This is a genomic window from Pinisolibacter sp. (genome assembly GCF_036782435.1).
GTDB lineage: Bacteria > Pseudomonadota > Alphaproteobacteria > Rhizobiales > Ancalomicrobiaceae > CALBKH01.
In genome coordinates this window covers 41,453-56,383 of record NZ_DAIPZB010000002.1, presented here as the reverse complement: position 1 = coordinate 56,383, position 14,931 = coordinate 41,453, and the positions used below count along the sequence as shown (strand labels likewise).

12 protein-coding genes are annotated in these 14,931 nt (G+C 69.6%); 6 read left to right on the top strand and 6 right to left on the bottom strand.

The window, feature by feature from the left end:
• Window positions 1-48: 48 nt before the first annotated feature.
• Window positions 49-534, bottom strand: coding sequence for a MarR family winged helix-turn-helix transcriptional regulator (locus V7Q42_RS01160; protein WP_333821816.1), 486 nt, complete (start codon window positions 532-534; stop codon window positions 49-51).
• Between the two features lie 191 nt (window positions 535-725).
• Between V7Q42_RS01160 and V7Q42_RS01155 the strand changes: the two genes are divergently transcribed.
• From V7Q42_RS01155 to bktB, 6 genes are all read left to right on the top strand, one after another.
• Window positions 726-1,757 carry an ABC transporter substrate-binding protein gene (locus V7Q42_RS01155; protein ID WP_333821815.1) on the top strand — a complete coding sequence of 344 codons (1,032 nt, stop codon included), beginning with the start codon at window positions 726-728 and terminating at the stop codon, window positions 1,755-1,757.
• Between the two features lie 2 nt (window positions 1,758-1,759).
• A complete protein-coding gene (locus tag V7Q42_RS01150) occupies window positions 1,760-2,824 on the top strand; it encodes an ABC transporter ATP-binding protein (protein WP_333821814.1) in 1,065 nt (354 codons plus the stop codon).
• The gene (locus V7Q42_RS01145) at window positions 2,821-4,539 is read left to right on the top strand and encodes an ABC transporter permease (protein WP_333821813.1); all 1,719 of its coding nucleotides are present in this window, start codon (window positions 2,821-2,823) and stop codon (window positions 4,537-4,539) included. Before V7Q42_RS01150 ends, V7Q42_RS01145 begins: the two co-directional genes overlap by 4 nt.
• 10 nt (window positions 4,540-4,549) lie before the next feature.
• The gene (locus tag V7Q42_RS01140; RefSeq protein WP_333821811.1) at window positions 4,550-5,725 is read left to right on the top strand and encodes a CaiB/BaiF CoA transferase family protein; all 1,176 of its coding nucleotides are present in this window, start codon (window positions 4,550-4,552) and stop codon (window positions 5,723-5,725) included.
• A gap of 2 nt (window positions 5,726-5,727) precedes the next feature.
• Window positions 5,728-7,821, top strand: a complete 2,094-nt coding sequence (locus tag V7Q42_RS01135) for a 3-hydroxyacyl-CoA dehydrogenase NAD-binding domain-containing protein (protein ID WP_333821810.1) — start codon at window positions 5,728-5,730, stop codon at window positions 7,819-7,821.
• A gap of 113 nt (window positions 7,822-7,934) precedes the next feature.
• Complete coding sequence (gene bktB / locus V7Q42_RS01130) at window positions 7,935-9,113, top strand: beta-ketothiolase BktB (protein WP_333821808.1); 1,179 nt, start codon at window positions 7,935-7,937, stop codon at window positions 9,111-9,113.
• Window positions 9,114-9,749: 636 nt separating this feature from the next.
• Here the strand turns inward: bktB and V7Q42_RS01125 are convergent.
• The 5 genes from V7Q42_RS01125 to V7Q42_RS01105 are packed head-to-tail and all read right to left on the bottom strand — an operon-like array spanning window position 9,750 to window position 14,871.
• Window positions 9,750-11,039, bottom strand: a complete 1,290-nt coding sequence (locus V7Q42_RS01125; RefSeq protein WP_333821805.1) for an alkaline phosphatase family protein — start codon at window positions 11,037-11,039, stop codon at window positions 9,750-9,752.
• Window positions 11,040-11,061: 22 nt separating this feature from the next.
• On the bottom strand, window positions 11,062-11,922 hold the full coding sequence (locus tag V7Q42_RS01120) for an ABC transporter permease (RefSeq protein ID WP_333821804.1): 861 nt from the start codon (window positions 11,920-11,922) through the stop codon (window positions 11,062-11,064).
• A 2-nt stretch (window positions 11,923-11,924) separates the two neighbouring features.
• On the bottom strand, window positions 11,925-12,860 hold the full coding sequence (locus V7Q42_RS01115; RefSeq protein WP_333821802.1) for an ABC transporter permease: 936 nt from the start codon (window positions 12,858-12,860) through the stop codon (window positions 11,925-11,927).
• Complete coding sequence (locus V7Q42_RS01110) at window positions 12,860-13,852, bottom strand: ABC transporter ATP-binding protein (protein ID WP_333821800.1); 993 nt, start codon at window positions 13,850-13,852, stop codon at window positions 12,860-12,862. The genes V7Q42_RS01115 and V7Q42_RS01110 overlap by 1 nt, the downstream gene beginning before the upstream one ends.
• Window positions 13,849-14,871 carry an ABC transporter ATP-binding protein gene (locus tag V7Q42_RS01105; RefSeq protein ID WP_333821799.1) on the bottom strand — a complete coding sequence of 341 codons (1,023 nt, stop codon included), beginning with the start codon at window positions 14,869-14,871 and terminating at the stop codon, window positions 13,849-13,851. Before V7Q42_RS01105 ends, V7Q42_RS01110 begins: the two co-directional genes overlap by 4 nt.
• Window positions 14,872-14,931: the final 60 nt, after the last annotated feature.

Below are 14,931 nucleotides of genomic sequence, written 5' to 3'. Positions count from 1 at the left end.
ATGCGGGACGCTCGGACGCTCCGACGCGGCGGCTTCGGCGGTGCGTTTCTATCGCGGGGCCGTTCCGTTCGTCTGATCCGTCGTCAGTTCGTCGAGCATCCGGTCGGCCTCGATCTGTAGTCGATCGAGCGCGACCGTCAGGCTGCGGGCCGTCTCGGGCGCCAGCGTCGACAACAGCCTCTGCTGGCGCAGCCGGGCCTCGGCGAGTACCGCGTCGTGCAGCGCCCGGCCTTCGCCCGTCAGTTCGAGCAGCATGCGCCGGCCGTCGCGGGCGTCGCGGGAGCGCGCCACGAGCCCCCGCGCCACCAGACCGTCCACCGACAGACCGACCCAGCCCTTGTCGGTGGCGAGGATGCGACTGATCTCGCGGGCCGACGTCGTTCCGCGCATCGCGATGATCGACAGGACGCGCCATTCGGGAAGCGTGACGCCGAACTGGTCCCGGTACCGCCGGCTGGAGAACAGGCCGAGCGTGTTGGACAGCCGGAGCAGTCGATAGGTCAGCAGGTCGGCGACGGATTGCGGTTCGATCATCGGGTTCTTCTAGCAATTGACCGCGGGCGGCTCAAGGCATATGGTAGTGATCACACCTAATTTGCCGTGGACGCCGGTGTCGACCGACCCGGTCGTTTCCCGGCGTCGCCGGCACCGGAAGACCAGGACGGCCCCCCCGTACGAACGCCACGTGACAAGAGCGGACGACGGAACCACAGGGAGGAACGACGATGATCGACAGGCGCACACTGCTTCGCCACGGCTTCAACTTGGGCGTCGCCTCGTTGCTGGTCCGCCCGGCCTTCGCGGCCGGAGACTGGGCCGCGACGGTCGCCGCCGCCAAGAAGGAGGGGCGGGCGAGCCTCTATTCCTCCGGAATCGCCCGGGTCGAAGAGCCTCTCATGGCCGAATTCGGTCGCGCCTCGGGCATCGCCGTCGACTATTCGCGCCCCGGTGGCGGCGAGATCATCATGCGCAAGTACGAGCAGGAGGTGGGCAGTGGCGCCGGCTCCGCCGACGTCCTGTGGCTCAGCGACTATGCGCTCGGCCTCTACGCGCGGGAGAAGGGATGGGCGGCGACCCCGGATCTGCCGAACCTCGCCGCGCTCGGCAAGGTCTTCGCCGCCAAGGATCCGGGCATCTTCCCGACCGGCGGCTTCGGCATGACGATCGTCGTCAACGACAAGCTCGTCCCCGAGGGTACGGAGCCGCGCCGCTACGCCGACCTCGTCGACCCCCGCTACAAGGGCCAGATCGTCTTCGGTGCTCCGGAGAACGCCGGCACGTCGACCCTGTTGATCAAGGCCCTGGTCGAGCAACACGGCTGGGACTTCGTCGAGGCGCTCAGGGCCAACGAAGCCGGCGAGATGCGGCTCCAGGCGGAAGCGATGCAGGCGGTGGCCCGTGGCGAGAAGGGGATCTGCGTCGTGGCGCAGGCCTGGGCCTTCCTCTATCTGCAACAGGATGCGCCGATCCGCATCGTCTTCCCCGAGGACGGGACGGTCTTGGCCCGCTACTGCATGATCGTGTCCGCCAAGTCGACCCGTCCGGCCGCCGCCGCGGTCCTGGCCGACCATCTGCTGTCCGCCGCCCATCAGAAGGTGATCGTCGAGAAGACCGGCATGTACTGCTCCAACGCCGGCGCACCGACGCCGAAAGGCATGCCGTCGCTCACCGATCTCAGGATCTACGAGCCCGATCTGGTGGAACTGACGGCCAAGCGAGGCGAAGTCCTCGACACCTGGCGGAAGATCATGGGCTGATCATGTCGCGTGTCGAAGTCAACCAACTCGTGAAGACCTTCGGATCGGTGAACGCGATCGACGGTGTGTCGTTCGTCGTGCCGGAAGGTGAGATCGCCACCATGCTGGGGCCTTCCGGTTGCGGCAAGACGACCACCCTGCGCTGCATCGCCGGCCTCGAGACCGCCACCGCCGGCGAGATCGTCATCGGCGTCCGCACCGTCTTCGCCGACGGACGCGATCGGGTGCCGGTCGAGGCGCGAAACCTCGGCATGGTGTTCCAGTCCTATGCGATCTGGCCGCACATGACGATCGCCGACAACGTCGCCTACGGTCTGCGCGTACGACGCCGCTCGCGCGCCGAAGTCGAGGAACGGGTGCGTTCCGCCCTGGCACTGGTGCGGCTGGCGAACTACGCCGACCGCTATCCGGGCCAGCTCTCGGGCGGCCAGATGCAGCGCGTGGTGCTCGCCCGGGCCATCGCCTACGATCCGGAGATCCTCCTCCTCGACGAGCCGCTGGCCAATCTCGACACGCATCTGCGCGTCGAGATGCGCCAGGAGCTCAAGCGCATCCAGCGGGAGACCGGCACGACGATGATCGCCGTCACGCACGATCAGTCGGAGGCGCTGGCGCTCTCCGACCAGATCCTGGTGATGGGTGCGGGCCGGGTTCTGCAGCGCGGCGCGCCGGAGGACATCTTCCGCCGTCCGCAGACCGCGGAGGTGGCGCATTTCCTCGGCGCGACCAACGAGCTCGCGGCTCGCCGGGTCGACGGCCGCCTCGTCGTCGACGGGCTCGGTCTGTTGCCCGACGGCGTCGGTGACATCGGCGGAGCGGCGTCCGCGCGGGTCCTGTTCCGGCCTTCGGACGTGATCCTGCGTCCCGCCGATGCCGGGGGCGGCTGGCCGGGCGAGGTCGTGCTCGAGCAGTACCTGGGTCCGGACGTCCACTACCTCGTCCGCTTCGCCGGCGGCGAGGTCACCGTCGACGTTCCGAGTCACAGCGGCATGTTCGCGGAAGGTACGGCGGTCTCGTTGCACGTCGCTCCGGACTCTCTCTTCGTCTATCCGGAGGGCGCGTCATGACGGCCGGTGCCGACACGGCCGCCGCCGGCCGCGATGTTCGCCCGACGCCGCGGCGTGTGTCCGGGCTGTGGATCGCCTTCGTCGCGACGGCCGTCGTGCTGTTCGTCCTGACGATCTACCCGATGATCTGGCTGGTGATCGGCTCCCTGCGGGTCCCCGGCGGGTTCGGAATGGGGAACTTCGTCGATCTCGGCGAGAAGTTCGCCTTCGCCAAGGTGCTGGCCAATTCCTGGATCTACGCCTTCGGCTCGACCGGTCTCGCCGTGACGATCGGCGTCTCGCTCGCCGTTCTGGTGGCGCGCACCGACATGCCGTTCAAGCGGGTGGCGCGGCTCTCGGCGGTGCTCGCCTTCGTCTCGCCGCCGTGGCTGACCGCCATGGCCTACGTCTACGTCGCCAGCCCCAACGCCGGATTGGTCAACCGGGTCTTCCACGACCTCTTCGGGGTGAAGCCCTTCGACATCCAGTCGATGGGCGGCATGATCTTCGTGACCGCGCTCTTCCTCTACGCTTTCGTCTTCCTCACCGTCGAAGCCGCCCTCGCCTCCGTCGACGGTAGTTTCGAGGAGGCGGCACGCGTCTCCGGCGCCCGCCCGCTGACCGTCGTCCGCACCGTGACGCTGCCGCTGGTGACACCGGCCATCGTCTCGGCCGCCGCCTTCTCGGTGATCATCTCGTGGGGTCTCTTCGCGGCTCCGGCGATCCTCGGCATGCCCGCCCGCATCTACGTCTTCGGAACCCAGCTCTACCTGTTCCTCAGCGCCTTTCCGCCGCGCCTCGAGATGGCCGCGGCGATGGGCGTGCTCTTCGTCGCCACCGCGATGCTGCTCGCCGCGGTCGCATGGGTGTTCCGCCGCCGTCGCCGAGACCGCAGTTTCGCCGTCGTCGCCGGCAAGGGGGTGAAGGCCGCGTCGATGCCGCTCGGCCGGTGGCGGCTGGTGGCGGCGGGGTTCGCGCTGGGCGTCACGATGCTCTCGGTCGTCGGTCCCTTCCTCGTCGTCCTGTGGATGTCGCTCAACGTCAAATGGTTCGGCTCGATCGGTCTGGCGAACCTGTCGCTCGCCAATTTCCGCTACGTGATCCTGGAGTATTTCGCCTTCTGGCAGGTCGCCGGCAACACGTTGAAGATCGCGGCGATGGACGTCACCATGGTCCTGCTGACGGCCACGGCGGTGAGCTATTTCGTGCGACGCACCACGCTGCCCGGGCGGTTTGTCCTCCAGGGCGCCGCGCTCTACACCGTGCTGGTCCCGTCGGTGGCCTTCCTGACGGCGGTCATGTGGGCCTGGATCGGCTCGCCGATCGGGCTCTGGGGCAGCCTCGTTCTGATCGCGATGACCCAGGCGGCGCGTTCGTTGCCGATCGCCACCCGCAACATCGGCGACGGTTTCGGCCAGATCGACCGGCCTCTGGAAGAAGCCGCCGCCGTCTGCGGGGCGGGCCGCGGGCGCATCGCCGCGACGGTGACGCTGCCGCTCCTGCGACCGGTGCTGCTCTCCGTTTTCGCGTTGGATTTCCTCTCGGCGCTGCGCGACCTCAACACCCCCCTGTTCCTCGGCGGCGGATCGGCGGGGTCGATGACGCTCTCGGTCCTGATCTTCCAACTCTGGTCGGAAACGCGCATGGGCGAGGCCGCGGCGCTGACGATCGTGCTGCTCGGTCTGACGCTCGCGGTCTTCGTTCCCGTCTCCCGCGCCTTCGGCCGCAGAACCTGAGGAGAATGCGATGCGACCGTTGGAAGGCTTCCGGGTGCTCGATCTGACGCACGTGCTGGCCGGGCCGTGCGCGACGCATCACCTGCGGTGTCTCGGCGCCGAAGTGATCAAGATCGAACGTCCGGGGACGGGAGACCCGATGCGCGAACTGGCCGTGCGCCCCGAACTCGACGGCCTGTCGCCCGGCTTCCGCGCCCTCAACGCCGGCAAGAAGTCGGTGGTGCTCGATCTGACCACCGAGGCCGGCCGCGCCGCGATCCTCGAACTGGCCAAGGAGGCGGACGTCTTCGTCGAGAACTTCCGGCCGGGCGGCGCCCGGCGTCTCGGCCTCGCGCCGGAGGACATCCGCGCCGTCCGACCGCGGATCATCTACTGCTCGATTTCCGGCTGGGGCCAGAAGGGGCCGAACAGCGCCAGGGGCGCCTACGACCACGTGATCCAGGCTGCGACGGGCATGATGGCGCTCCAGGGCGGCCCGGCCACGGACCAGCCCGTGAAGGTCGGGTTTCCGGTGATCGACATCGCCACCGGGATCAGCGCGTCGGAAGCGATCCTCGCCGCCGTGATCCGGCGTCTGCGCGGCGACACGTCGCCGATCACGCTCGACGTCTCCATGGTCGATTCCGCGCTCGCTCTGATGTCGGGTCCGGCGGCCGGCGCGTTGGCGACGGGTCGACCGCCGCGTCGCGTCGGCAACCGAGGCTTCGTCGGCAGTCCCGGCGCCGACACTTTCGCGACCTCCGACGGCCATCTCTCGGTGGCGGCCAACACCAAGGCGCAGTTCACGACGCTCTGCCGTCTCCTCGGTCGACCGGAACTCGCCCTGCCACCGCACGTCCCCACCGAGATCGCGCCCGACGGCTTCCTCACCGACCTCGCCACGGACGAACTCCGCCGGGCCCTCGCCGCGGCCTTCGCGACCGCCGATGCCGGGACGCTGGAGCGCACCCTGAACGCCGAAGGGGTACCGGCGTCGCGCGTGCGCGACCTCTTCGAATACCTGACCGGGGCCTACGGCGAGACGCCCGGGATCGGCGTCGACGGCGAGCCCGTCGCCTTCGGACCGGCGTTCCGCTGGGAAGGCGAAGGCGCGACCGCCCTGGAGACCGCACCGCGGTTGGGCGCCGACACGGAGCGTCTCGTCCGCGTCGCCGCGCCGTCCGCCCCGACCACGACGAGGATCTGATCTTGGGAACGATCACCATCACCTTTCGATCCTCGGTCGCGCTGGTCACGATCGACAATCCGCCGGTCAATGCGCTGTCGACACGATCGGGGCTCGTCGACGCGCTGGCCTCGGCGATCGCCACCCATGTTTCGGATGCGGCCGTCACGGCCATCGTCGTCGTCGGTGCCGGACGGTGCTTCTCGGCGGGAGCCGACATCGCCGATTTCGGTGAGGACCCGGCGAAGGACGTCGGGCCGATACGGAACCTGATGGCGCTCCTCGACCGGATCGACAAACCCGTCGTTGCCGCCATCCACGGCTGGGCCTTGGGCGGCGGCCTCGAGTTCGCTCTCGCCTGCCACGCGCGCATCTGCACCGAAGAGGCCCGGTTCGCCTTTCCGGAGGTGACGCTCGGCCTGCTGCCGGGCGGGGGCGGTACACAGCGCCTGACGAGGCTGATCGGCCCGGCGGCCGCATGCGGCCTGATGATCTCGGGACGCCGGATCGCCGCGTCGGAAGCGCTGCGGCTCGGGCTGGTCGATCGGGTGGCGTCGGCCGACCTCGTCGGCGAAGCGGAGACGCTCGCGATCGATCTGGCCGGCTCGCCCCGCCCCTTGCCGCGCCCCCGCGACGCCGCCGTCGCGGGGGCCTGGGACATCGAAGCGGCGCGCACGGCGGCATCGGCGCGGCACGGCTTCGGTGAGGCGCCGCGGCAGATCGTCGCCTGCGTCGGGGCCGCGTGCGGCTCGCCCTTCGACGAGGGGCTCGCCTACGAATACCGCGCCTTCGATCGTCTGATGCTGTCGGAGGAGGCTCGGGGGCTGCGTCACGCCTTCCTGTCCGAAAGCGCGGTGTCGGCGGTTCCGGGTCTGCCGCCGCCGCGCCCCGCCGCACGACCGGCGAAGGCGGCGGTGGTCGGCGCCGGCACCATGGGGACCGGCATCGCGACCTGCCTGCTCGATGCCGGGTTCGAAGTCGTCCTCACCGATCCGAACGCCGAACCCTTGGCGCGTGGTCTCGCCGGCATAGAGCGCAATCTCCGTGTCGCCGTCGAGAAGGGCCGCTGCAGCATCGAGGCGGCGACCGAGCGGCGCGCCCGGCTGGTCGTCTCGGCGAGCCTCGAAGGCGCGGCGACGGCCGACATCGTCATCGAGGCCGCCTTCGAGGACCTCGAGGTCAAGCGCCGGATCTTCCGGCAACTGGACGGGATCGCCGGTGCCGACGCGATCCTCGCCACCAACACCTCGACCCTCGACGTCGACGCGATCGCCGCCGCCACCGACCGGCCACGAAGCGTGATCGGACTGCATTTCTTCAGTCCGGCCAACGTCATGAAGCTGCTCGAGATCGTCCGCGGCCCGCGCACCGATCCGCAGGTGGTCGCCGATGCGCTCGCCTTCGCACGCCGGATCGGCAAGGTCGGCGTCGTCTCCGGCCTGTGCGACGGCTTCATCGGCAATCGCATCTTCGAGGAATATCTGCGACAGGCCTATTTCCTGCTCGAAGAGGGTGCGCTCCCCTCCCGGGTCGACCGCGCCATGGAGGCCTGGGGCTTCGCGATGGGCCCGCTGCGCGTCATGGATCTGGCCGGCCAGGACATCGGCTGGAACATCCGCAAGCGCCGCGCGAAGGAGCAACCGGACAGGCCGTATTCCCGCATCCCGGACATGATCTGCGAACTCGGCCGCTTCGGCCAGAAGACCGGCCTCGGCTACTACCGTTACGACCCCGAGAATCGCAGAGGCGCGCCCGATCCGGAGATCGACGCGATGATCGTCGCCCATTCCGCCGAACTCGGTGTGGAGCGCCGCGAGATCGGCGATGCGGAGATCGTCGCGCGCTGCGTCTTCGCCATGGTCAACGAGGGCGCGCGCATCCTCGAAGAGAAGATCGCCGCCCGTCCCCTCGACATCGACGTCGTCTATCTGAACGGCTACGGCTTCCCACGTTTCCGCGGCGGTCCGATGTTCCACGCCGACCGGGTCGGCCTCGGCGCGGTGCTCGAGCGGATCGAGCATTTCGCCGCCGGTCATCACGGCTGGGCCTGGCGGCCGGCGCCGTTGCTCGCGCGTCTGGTGAAAGAGGGGCGCAGCTTCTCCGATCTCGACGGATGAGGTCGCGGTGCGATTTCGATGGACGGTGAGGCCGGCGGCGGTCGCGCTCGCGCCACGGCGCACGACGCCGATCGGCGGCCGTCCGACCGGCAAGAAGAAGGGAAGGGCGTGTCATGAAGGACATCTACATCGTCGGAGCGGTCAGAACCGCGGTGGGCGATTTCGGCGGTTCGATGCGCGACATCCCGCCGTCGACGCTCGGCAGCACGGTGGTGCGCGAAGCCGTCCGGCGCAGCGGCCTCGACCCGCAGGCGGTCGATCACGTGGTGTTCGGACAGGTCGTGCCGACCGAGCCGCGCGACGCCTACCTCGCGCGCGTCGCCGCCATCGAGGCCGGACTGCCGCAGGAGGCCCCGGCCCTCACCGTCAACCGGCTCTGCGGGTCCGGCCTCCAGGCGATCGTCTCGGCGGCCCAGATGCTCGCCCTGGGCGACGCCGAGATCGCCGTCGCCGGTGGCGCGGAGAGCATGAGCCGCGCGCCGTTCCAATCGCCGGCGACGCGCTGGGGCGCGCGTTTCGGCGACGCGGTCCTCGTCGACGTGCTCACCGGGGTGCTGACCGATCCGTTCCACCGCATCCTGATGGGCGTGACGGCCGAGAACGTCGCCGAGCGCTACGCCATCTCCCGCGACGAACAGGACGCCTACGCCGTCGAGAGCCACCGCCGGGCTGCACGGGCCTGGGCGGAGGGACGTTTCGACGGGCAGATCGTGCCGGTCATGGTCCGCCAGAAGCGTCAGCAGGTGGCCTTCGAGCGCGACGAGCACGTCCGACCGGACGCCGGCCTCGCGGACTTCGCCAAGCTTCCGACGGTCTTCAAACAGGGCGGAACCGTCACGGCGGGCAATGCTTCGGGCATGAACGACGGCGCCGCGGCGGTGGTCGTGGCGACCGCCGACGCCGTCGCGCGTCATCGCCTGACGCCGCTGGCGCGCCTCGTCGCCTATGCCCATGCCGGCGTCGATCCGGCCTACATGGGGATCGGGCCGGTGCCGGCGACGCGGGCGGTGATGAAACGCGCCGGGCTCTCGGTCGCCGACATGGACGTGATCGAGGCCAACGAGGCCTTCGCCGCCCAGGCCTGTGCCGTCGCCCGCGACCTCGACTTCGATCCCGAGAAGGTCAATCCGAACGGCAGCGGCATCTCGATCGGCCATCCGGTCGGCGCCACCGGCGCGATCAACACGGTGAAGGCGGTCCACGAACTGCGTCGCACCGGCGGTCGCCACGCCCTGGTCACCATGTGCATCGGCGGGGGCCAGGGGATCTCGGCGATCTTCGAGCGAACCTGACGGCGGGTCGGCACGAAACGGTCGCCGAAACGGATCCCTCTCATCGAAAGCTGGCGAGGCCCCGACGAACCTGGCCTGGTGCCGGTTCCGTCGACACCACCTCGAGCCGATTCAACCACCCGTTCGAACCCTGCCGGGCTGACATAGCCGATCGTCTTTCGGTACTTTTCGGGAACACGAACGCGGAATCGCCGAACACCATCGCGCCGCGAAAGTCCGGGTGCCTCGGCCATCTGCTCGTCGCCCCGTGTGGCGCCGTCGTGTCGCAGTGTCGATTTGCAACCCTTTGGTTTTCCGCTTTCCCTAGCCATGTCTACTCGGAGCTAGGCTCGTGGCGGTTGACGCGGTCGAGCGCGGACCGGTCTCCGAATTCCCTGAAAACAGCGAATATGCAGGGAAGATCTTCCAGATTTGGCGCCGGGAACCTCGGCGGCCTTCAAAAAAACAGATGAATCAACGCCATATGTCTGATTTCCCGACGCGACGAAGCAGGGAACATCTGGGACCGATCAGGGAGCCCTGGCCTCGCAGACGGGGCTGATCAGGGAAAGCGGCAGAGCGTCGGATGGCGGCGATCTTTTCCGTTGATCGCTCTTCGAGCGGCGCATCGAAGGAGCACGCCGCTCCGCCGAGCGGTCAACGGTCGGGTTCGTTCCCGATCTCGCACAACGAGCGTCCGTCGACGGCGTCGAGAGCGAACCCGAGATGGGCGAGCGCCGTGGGCGCGATGTCGACGATCGACGTGGGGGCGCCCACGATCTCGCCGGCACCGAACCCGCCCCCGGTGGCCATCAACGTCGGCCGGCTCTCCCACGGCCCGCGGCCGCCGTGGGTGCCGCAATCGCGGCGGACGTCGTCCTCGTCTTCGGAAAACCTGACCGCCATGGCGGTCAGGCCGCGCACTCCGTGCGAATTGACGCCGTCGGTCTTGGCCATCTCGACCACCAGCAGATCCGCCGCCGAGCTCTGACCGAGGGGGGCGAGATCGTCGCCGCGATGGACGACGCCGATCCAGGGTTGGTCGGCGAGCCACCCGGCGACCTGGTCGCGGCGATCGAGGGCGGAAGCGGCAAAATGGACGAAGGCGGCGGAGCCCTGCGGCGCGACGACGAGATCGTCGCCGTCGAGGCTGCGCTTGAAGCCGGCTTCGAACAACCGACGCTCGATCGGCACCACGTCGCTCACCGCCTCGTGGCCGTGATCGGAGCCGACCATGAACAGCACGTCGAAGCCGACGTCGCGCAACCGATCGACGGCCTCGGCGACATGGCCGACCAACTGGTCGACGAGTTTCATGGCGGTGAGGTGGCGCGGGCTTCCGAGGGGGGCCGCATGCATCGACTTGTCGGGTTCGGAGAGCCACAGCGTCGCGACCGTCGGGCGGCGCGCCACCAATTCGTCGACGAAGCGCGCGGCGCAGATCCGGTCGCCCTCGGCGCCGGCCGGGGCGGCGAGTCGCTCGCCGGTGTCGACCCGACCCGGTTCGTGGCAGAGGGTGCGATGATACAGCGTGCCGTGTCCCTCGGCGTCGTGGAAATAGGCGGTGCCCGGCGACGCGTTGGAGACATGGAGCGCCGAGCCACCCGACCGCGCGACGCGTTCGGCGAGCGCCGGACGGGTCAGCCAGCGGCCGAAATGGGCATGATGAGCGGCGTGATACTCCGGCTTGCCGACATCGTGGAAGACGAGACCGTCGCCCACGGGCAGCGCGATGCAGTTGCCGCGCAGGCCGTGGGACGCCGGGTGGCAGCCGGTGGCGATCGAAGCGGAGGAGGCGCGCGTCACCGAGGGAAAGATACCGGTATGGGTGTCGAACCAGACGCCCTCGCGGCGCAGCCGCATCAGCCCCGGCGTCGTCCCCTCGGTGACGAAGTCCGGGCGCATGCCATCGCAGATCACGGTGACGACCATCGGGCGGCGGGTCATGGGCGGGCCTTTCGTCTGGCGTTCAGCGCAGGGTCGGGTCGAGGCTGTCGCGCACCCAGTCGCCGAGGATCGAGACGGCGAGGGTGGTGAGCACGATGGTCACGGAAGGCGACAGCAGGATCCACGGGGCGCGGGTCAGGTATTCGCGTCCGTAGCCGACCATGTTGCCGAGGCTGGTCATCGGCGGCTGCACCCCGAGACCGAGGAACGACAGCCCGGATTCCATCAGGATGACCTCGGGAAACACCAGGGTCATCGAGACGATCAGCGTCGAAGCGATGTTGGGCAGGATGTGGCGGCCGTAGACCCGGCCCGGCGAAGCGCCGAGTTGGCGCACCGCGCCGGCATAGCCCTGGGACCCGGCCGAAATGGCGAGGCCGCGGGCGATGCGGGCGTAACGCTCCCATCCGTAGAGCCCCATCAGCCCGATCAGCAACGGCAGAGAATTGCCGAAGAAGGCCAGCACCGACAGCGCCATGATCAGGAACGGCATCGACGCCTGGAAGTCGGCGAGCATCAGCACGACCTGCTCGACCAGCCCGCGGAAATGGGCGGCGAGAAAGCCGAGCGTGGTGCCGATCAGGGCCGAGATCAGCGTCGCCCCGAAGGCGATGGCGAGCGAGATGCGGATCGAGGCGACGAGGCGGGAGAGCACGTCGCGGCCGAGTTCGTCGGTGCCGAGGAGATGGGTCGGCTCCCCCGGCGCGACGAGGCGGTGTTTGAGATCGAGGGCGGTGAAGCCGTGCGGCGCGATCGCGTCGGCGAAGAGCGCGATCACGATCATCGCGATCACCCAGAGGAGCGCCAGGGAGACCGTCACCGGCAGTCTCGGCAGGGTGACGGCGAAACGACGGGTCGGCGCCGCCGGCGAGAGATCGACCATGGTCAGTGTCCTCCGGCGCGGGCGCCGGCGGCGAGGCGCGGATCGAGGAAGCCGTAGAGGAAGTCGACCATCAGGTTGGAGAGGACCATGGTCGCGGCGACGAGCAGCAGGATGCACTGGACGACCGCGAGATCGCGGTTCGAAACGGCCACCACCAGCAGGCGCCCGACCCCCGGCCAGGAGAAGACGCTCTCCACCACCACCGCGCCGGCGATCAGGGTGCCGACCATGAAGCCGACGATGGTCACCGTCGGGATCGCGGCGTTGGGCAGCGCATGATCGCGGATCGCTCGCGCCCAGGGCAGGCCCTTGGCCGAGGCGGTTCGCATGTAGGGCTGGCCGAGCACCTCGAGCATGGCCGACCGGGTGAAGCGGGCGAGCACGGCCGCGCCGCCCACGCCCATGGTGACGATCGGCAGGATGGCGTGAATCCAGGTGTCCTGCCCGCCCGACGGCAGCCAGCCGAGCTGGACCGAGAAGATCAGCACCAACACGAGGCCGAGCACGAAGCTCGGGACGGTGAAACCGGCGACCGCCGCCGCCATCACCGTCCGGTCGACGAACGTGCCGCGATGCAGGCTCGCCCAGATCCCGGCGGGAATGCCGATGGCGATCTTCAGCGCCAGCGCCGGCAGGGTGAGCGCCAACGTCGCCGGGATGCGTTCGGCGACGAGTTCGATCGCCGGCCGGCCGTCGCGCATCGAGCGACCGAGTTCGCCGCGGAAGATCGCCGCGACATAGTCGACGTATTGAACCCAGATCGGCTCGTCGAGACCCCAGGACTTGCGGAAGGCGGCGATCACCTCGGGCGGCGCCTCGGGGCCGAGAATGATCAGCGCCGGGTCCGCCGACATGCGGAGCACGACGAAGGCGAAGGTGACGACGAGCGTGACGGTGAGGAGCGCGCGAAACACCCGCAGAGAGAAGAAGCGCAGCATCAGGCGGCCTCACGGGTCGACGTGGCGTCGCCGGACACCGGCAGGCAGGCGGCGCGACGGCCACCGCCGACATCGACGAGACGCGGCGTCTCGATGCGGCACCGCGCTTCCGCCACCGGGCAACGCGGATGGAAGGCGCAGCCGCTCGGCCGATCGGCCGGATCCGGCGGGTCCCCCTGGAGCACGATCCGGTCGGTGAGCCGTCGACCGGGGGTCGGCGCGGCGGAGACGAGCGCTCGGGTATAGGGATGGACCGGAGAGGCGAAGAGATCGTCGGCCGACCCCTCCTCGACGATCCGGCCGAGATACATCACCGCGACGCGCCGGCTCACCTGACGAACGACGCGCAGGTCGTGGCTGACGAAGAGCATGGCGAGGCCGAACTCGGCCTGGAGATCGACGAGCAGATTGACCACCTGCGCCTGGATCGACACGTCGAGCGCCGAGATCGGCTCGTCACAGACCAGGAAGTCCGGGGTGGTGGCGAGCGCCCGGGCGAGCACGGCGCGTTGACGCTGACCGCCCGAGAGCTCGTGGGGATAGCGCCGGCCGTGGTTGCGCGTCAGGCCGACCCGATCGAGCAGGTCGGCGACGCGGGCGACCCGCGACGCGGTGTCGCCGATGTCGTGGATGTCGAGCGGCTCGCGGATCTGCTCGCCGATCGGCAGGCGGCGGTCGAGCGCGCCGAGGGGATCCTGGAAGATCATCTGCATGCGAGCCCTGAGCCGTCGCCAGTCCGGCGTACCGCCCTTCGGCAGCGCGGCACCGTCGAAGGCGACGGTGCCGCGATCGCTCGGTTCGAGCCCGAGAACGAGGCGACCGGTGGTCGACTTGCCGGAGCCGGATTCACCGACGATGCCGAGCGTCTCGCCGCGCCCCAGCGTGAAGGAGACGCCGTCGACCGCGGCGACCTCGACCGCACGGCCGAACAGGCCGCGGCGGCTGTGATAGGTGCGAGCGACGTCGTCGACCCGGACGAGCGGTTCGGTCATGGCGCGACGGTCTCCGCGGTCGTGTGTTCGCGCCCGGCGCGCGCCGCGATCTCGCTGCGTCGATGGACGGCGAGGACGCAGGCCATGCGCCGGTCGGCTTCGATCGGCTCGATCTGCGGGACGTCGCCGGTGCAGCGGCGGTCCGAGTGCAGACAGCGCGGCGCGAAGGCGCAGCCGGGTGGCGGGTCACGCGGGTCCGGCACCGTCCCGGCGATCGAGACGAGGCGCCGGCGCGACCCGTCGAGCGGCGGCAGGGCCCCGATCAGTCCGCGCGTGTAGGGATGCGCCGGGTCGGCGAAGAGACGGGACGAGGGACCCTCCTCGACGATCCGACCGGCGTACATCACCGCGACGCGGTCGCAGGTCTGCGAGACGACGCCGAGGTCGTGGCTGATCAGCACCAACGCCATGCCGGTCTCCCGCCGCACCGAGTCCAGGAGATCGAGGATCTGCGCCTGGATGGTGACGTCGAGAGCGGTCGTCGGCTCGTCGGCGACGAGCAGATCCGGCTGTCCGGCGAGCGCCATGGCGATCATGACGCGTTGGTTCTGGCCACCCGAGAATTCGTGCGGATAGGCGGAGAGCCGCCGTTCGGCGTCGGGAATCCCCACGAGATCGAGAAGGCGCTTCGCCTCGGCGCCGACCGCGCGCCCCGAAAGGCCGCGATGCAGAGCGAGCGCCTCGCCGATCTGCCGGCGGATGGTCAGCACCGGATTGAGGGCGCTCGCCGGATCCTGGAAGATCATGGCGATGCGCCCGCCGCGCACCGCGTCGAGGCGGCGATCCGACGCGGCGATCAGATCTTCGCCGTCGAGGAGCGCGCGGCCTTCGATCCGCGCCTTGCCCGGCAGCAGCCCGAGCGCGGCGAGCCAGGTCACCGACTTGCCCGAACCGGATTCGCCGACGAGACCGAGCGTCCCGCCGCGCCCGATATCGAGATCGACGCCGTGCAGGACGCGGACCCCGTCGAAGCTGACCGACAAGCCTTCGAGACGGATGAGGGGGGAAGCGGACGCCATTTCGATATCGCTCTCCGATCTTCACGTCGAAGAAGGGGCGGCTCGGGGACCGAGGCCCCC